Origin of the sequence: aff. Roholtiella sp. LEGE 12411 (assembly GCF_015206995.1) — a bacterium.
Taxonomy (GTDB): domain Bacteria; phylum Cyanobacteriota; class Cyanobacteriia; order Cyanobacteriales; family Nostocaceae; genus Komarekiella.
In genome coordinates this window covers 1-3,527 of the sequence record NZ_JADEXR010000267.1, presented here as the reverse complement: position 1 = coordinate 3,527, position 3,527 = coordinate 1, and the positions used below count along the sequence as shown (strand labels likewise).

At 41.2% G+C, this 3,527-nt stretch carries 10 protein-coding genes; all 10 read left to right on the top strand.

The window, feature by feature from the left end:
• The first annotated feature begins 107 nt into the window (after window positions 1-107).
• The gene (locus tag IQ246_RS29135; RefSeq protein WP_194006763.1) at window positions 108-248 is read left to right on the top strand and encodes a hypothetical protein; all 141 of its coding nucleotides are present in this window, start codon (window positions 108-110) and stop codon (window positions 246-248) included.
• 30 nt (window positions 249-278) lie between these two features.
• Window positions 279-980 (top strand): hypothetical protein, encoded by a 702-nt coding sequence (locus tag IQ246_RS29130; RefSeq protein WP_194006762.1) that lies wholly within the window; start codon window positions 279-281, stop codon window positions 978-980.
• A gap of 15 nt (window positions 981-995) precedes the next feature.
• Complete coding sequence (locus IQ246_RS29125) at window positions 996-1,196, top strand: hypothetical protein (RefSeq protein WP_194006761.1); 201 nt, start codon at window positions 996-998, stop codon at window positions 1,194-1,196.
• Between the two features lie 19 nt (window positions 1,197-1,215).
• Window positions 1,216-1,359 carry a hypothetical protein gene (locus IQ246_RS29120; protein WP_194006760.1) on the top strand — a complete coding sequence of 48 codons (144 nt, stop codon included), beginning with the start codon at window positions 1,216-1,218 and terminating at the stop codon, window positions 1,357-1,359.
• Window positions 1,360-1,475: 116 nt separating this feature from the next.
• Window positions 1,476-1,871, top strand: coding sequence for a hypothetical protein (locus tag IQ246_RS29115; protein WP_194006759.1), 396 nt, complete (start codon window positions 1,476-1,478; stop codon window positions 1,869-1,871).
• 150 nt (window positions 1,872-2,021) lie between these two features.
• Window positions 2,022-2,318, top strand: a complete 297-nt coding sequence (locus IQ246_RS29110; RefSeq protein ID WP_194006758.1) for a hypothetical protein — start codon at window positions 2,022-2,024, stop codon at window positions 2,316-2,318.
• A gap of 72 nt (window positions 2,319-2,390) precedes the next feature.
• Entirely contained in the window at window positions 2,391-2,660 is a 270-nt protein-coding gene (locus tag IQ246_RS29105; RefSeq protein ID WP_194006757.1) for a hypothetical protein, read from the top strand.
• A gap of 3 nt (window positions 2,661-2,663) precedes the next feature.
• On the top strand, window positions 2,664-2,852 hold the full coding sequence (locus tag IQ246_RS29100; protein WP_194006756.1) for a hypothetical protein: 189 nt from the start codon (window positions 2,664-2,666) through the stop codon (window positions 2,850-2,852).
• 210 nt (window positions 2,853-3,062) lie between these two features.
• Window positions 3,063-3,272, top strand: a complete 210-nt coding sequence (locus IQ246_RS29095; RefSeq protein ID WP_244142201.1) for a hypothetical protein — start codon at window positions 3,063-3,065, stop codon at window positions 3,270-3,272.
• 56 nt (window positions 3,273-3,328) lie between these two features.
• On the top strand, window positions 3,329-3,527 hold a 199-nt coding region (locus IQ246_RS30055), incomplete at its 3' end, for a hypothetical protein (RefSeq protein WP_208492354.1).

Sequence of the window (3,527 nt, the reverse complement as noted above, 5' to 3'; positions counted from 1 at the left end):
AGTGGCACATATAAAGAATTACCATTAAAGCGTGATGCTGCTTTTTGAAAGTTGAGTTTGAGCAGCAGCAGCCCCGCGCTCTACCCGAAGGGTGAGCGTCGGGAAGAATGCGAGCGAGTGCAGGAGACCCGCGAAAAAAGACACTTACTGAAATCATGTCCCGTCCCTTGCCGGACATCACACCAGAACGAGAACGCGAATTAGCCGAACTAGAGCAGTTTTTTGAGGAGTTTTTTAAGAACACTTAAATGTGAGGCTGCGCCAAAACGAGTTTGAGAGTGTTGTACAAGCACAACATATTTCGCGCAATTAAAAGGCGATCGCCGTCCGTGGAAAGTCTGCGATCGCCTCTAATTCAAATTCACAACCCACATAGGTTTATGAACAAGACAACTGTAGCATTAGCAGAACTAACATTAGTCGAAATCGATCTTTACGATCATGAAATCTACGCCAATGGTCAACTGATAGCCAAAATCACCCATGATAATGACGACTTCGTAACTCAACCCTGGCTTGTAATGGTCAGTGATAAAGAGGAATTTAGGGCTAATACCTGGGCGAAGTGCTACCGCTACATTTGCATACATTACAAAGACGGAACACTGCCCATACAAGCCATACAAGAAGAAAACCCAGTCGCTACAACGGGCAACGAAGTGATAGCAGAAATAGCCACCGAGTGCGAGAAGTACAACTTTGACCTGATGGACGATGGTATTTACCACCACAACGATGTGAAGCTTGGGAAAGTGGGCTGTACAGATGGTAAATGGTGGGTTATTCGGGCTTCGTCAATACATCAGCAAGAAGTCCTATGTGATTCTGCTCTTGATGCGGTGTGGTCGTTGTCGATAGATTGGTTTGTGTCTTGTGAAGACTTGTTAGACCGACCGTTTGAGACCCTAACGGTTAAAGAATGGCTCCGGCTAGTGGAGTATCAGCCAGGGTCGGATAGTCGGGAATTAATAACAGCGTAATTATCAGGAGTATTTATGAAGTATCAAGATGTCAAGAAAGATATTTCCGAATCAGCTACAGCTGTAACTGTATTCATTGGTGATTTGTCTAGCGAAGAGCGGGCTTCTTTCAGAGAAGCGGCTCATGCAAGCAACAAGTTAAAAGAGAGCGAAATCCGCTCTCCCCACAACGGGCAATCCGAAGCAGGGAAAGAAACTCTAACTTTGTGGTTTTAGCTATGCCAGAATTAATCCCATGTCTGACCTGAAAGTCCGCGTGGGATTAATTCTGGGCATTGAAGAAGTGATCAATGAACGACCGCTATTAGACACGGATTTCTCACCGATGCTCAAAGTCTGTGCTTGTGCAGCTTGTGCAGGGGAGAAAGAAGAAGTTTAGGCTTGCGTTCGGATATTTAGAAATTCACCTCTGCACCTCTGCACCCCTGCCCCTTCCCTCAAGCTTGTGAGAAATGCGGGTATTAGACACGGATTTATAACGAAGGAAAAATAATCATGCAATCCACAGCCATAATGCCACGTACATGGAAGCAACCTCTTTTTGCTATAGGTCAGCGCACCAAACAAGGAAAAATCATCGGTATCAATTATTCAACTCAAAAGCAAAGTGAAGGTTGGTACTACACAATACTAATTAATGAAAACTCTGGGCAATTAGTACAACTAGCCGAAACCCAGGTTCATCTGCTTTCAAAACAAGACATAGAAGCAAAAATATTAGCCGAAATCGACTTGCATCTGTCACGATTAGCGGTTCTCCAAAAAGAATTAGATGCACATTTAGAGATTCGTACACCCTTTGGTACAGTTCCCCCGCCTCTCTCTCAAACACCTTGCTTATCTAATGGTACATCCAGATTATCTGAACCAAAGAAAAAGGTTAGCGCTTAAAACTCAGACATTGTACTTACTAGAAAAATGCGGAAACTTCGCTTACCAGAAGTTTCCGCAATCCAAACTGTAACCAAAGGTGAAAGTAATTATCGCACAATGTATCGCTACGTTTCAAAGTGATGATTTGTTTAGATTAGGAAAGTTTAAATGAGTAAACTTCAACAGCATCAACAAGCCTGGGATGCGCTGATGTCTCTCAACAAACGACATTATGTTTCGACTGGTTTTTATGCACTTGGGGATGCTTATTTAATCAGTGGTAAAGACCTCAAGTACAAAAATGTTATTGTCCTAGTAGAACATCACCAGAAAACGCAAATCAATCATTGGGACTGGACGATTAACAAGTCTGAATGTCGTCAGCAACCAACAATTACAACTAATGGTGACGATGGCAACGGTAATCTGAAACAAAAAGCCTTGTCACTCAAAGTCTACAGCTAGTTCAATCAATAGCGATCGCTACGCTTTACGTCTAGATGAAAGTATTTGTCTATTTAGTTGAGGCTAAGGAAAATGGAACTCAATTCTGTTTACAATCCCAAATCACTTAATCCAACAAAAGTCTACCAAATTGATGGAGCTTTCTTTCAATACTTGCACTCTTCAGGTAGTAATACTCATCCAAAATATGTGTTTGGTCATTTACCAATACCAGGGCAAAAACAGAAATCAAACTTGGTGATTAATCGGGACAAATTAATGATTCGCTGTTCGGAAGTAGTGGGAATGACTTGTAATCCTACAACCACTAAAGATTGCTCTGAACAGCTTCAATTGTTTTGAGCCATGTCAATACATAAACCGCCCATCATTAAACGACCCATCAAAATACAAAATAATGGTTCGGCTAAGATAGTTTATCGAGTTATCAGGAACATTCAACGACTCAAGAATAGTTCCGAGTTGGGAACTGCAACTATCAAAGGAAAATCTTGCATGGTTCGCAATCAAGGTGTTTACTGGGTCGTTGTTTGATTGTTACTTCTAGGCAATAGAAAGACGTTCACGCTGTTATTGGTATGAGCGTCTTTCTATTGCCCTGTAAGAACGCTACGCTCTGTTGAAATTAAAAAATATCTGTCAGATAAATAGGAGCGAGTACAAGACTATTGTTGTAGTGGCTAATAATGCAATCTCGCCTATCCGTCAAGCATTTTTCGATAAGTAATTTATTGGACATTGTGAATGTCTCTTGCAAATATGTCACCCATAGAGATCCTACAAGATTTCAATTCGTGCTATCTAAAACTTCAGGCGATCGCCCAAAACGAAAATTGGCTCTTGTTGATTGCTGAGAAAAAAATTGACCCAGAAGCAGCAACGCATTTAGGTGATGTATTGCATTACTTGGGTGAGGCAATGGGGTGTGTTGAGCCGCTAATTGAACCAGATTAAAGCAGCTGCGCTTGAACTTTTGAGAAGTCGTAAATCAATTCACTTGGAAACGAATCATGACCGTTACACTTGATACATTCAAATCTCCTGAGTTTCGTGGTAATTTCTCTAAATTGCCCATCTGTCAATTATTGAATGGGAAAAATATCTTATTCGTTAAGTCCGACAACATTAAATTGTCAGGTTGGATTCAACGAACAGAAGTTGAAAATTTAATAACTCAATTACAAGCCACACCTAAAGGTAAGAAATTCG

Coding starts and splice junctions, on each gene's coding strand:
- IQ246_RS29135 (WP_194006763.1), top strand. CDS start 108: ATGCGAGCGAGTGCAGGAGACCCGCGAAAAAAGACACTTACTGAAATC.
- IQ246_RS29125 (WP_194006761.1), top strand. CDS start 996: ATGAAGTATCAAGATGTCAAGAAAGATATTTCCGAATCAGCTACAGCT.
- IQ246_RS29120 (WP_194006760.1), top strand. CDS start 1,216: ATGTCTGACCTGAAAGTCCGCGTGGGATTAATTCTGGGCATTGAAGAA.
- IQ246_RS29115 (WP_194006759.1), top strand. CDS start 1,476: ATGCAATCCACAGCCATAATGCCACGTACATGGAAGCAACCTCTTTTT.
- IQ246_RS29110 (WP_194006758.1), top strand. CDS start 2,022: ATGAGTAAACTTCAACAGCATCAACAAGCCTGGGATGCGCTGATGTCT.
- IQ246_RS29105 (WP_194006757.1), top strand. CDS start 2,391: ATGGAACTCAATTCTGTTTACAATCCCAAATCACTTAATCCAACAAAA.
- IQ246_RS29100 (WP_194006756.1), top strand. CDS start 2,664: ATGTCAATACATAAACCGCCCATCATTAAACGACCCATCAAAATACAA.
- IQ246_RS29095 (WP_244142201.1), top strand. CDS start 3,063: ATGTCTCTTGCAAATATGTCACCCATAGAGATCCTACAAGATTTCAAT.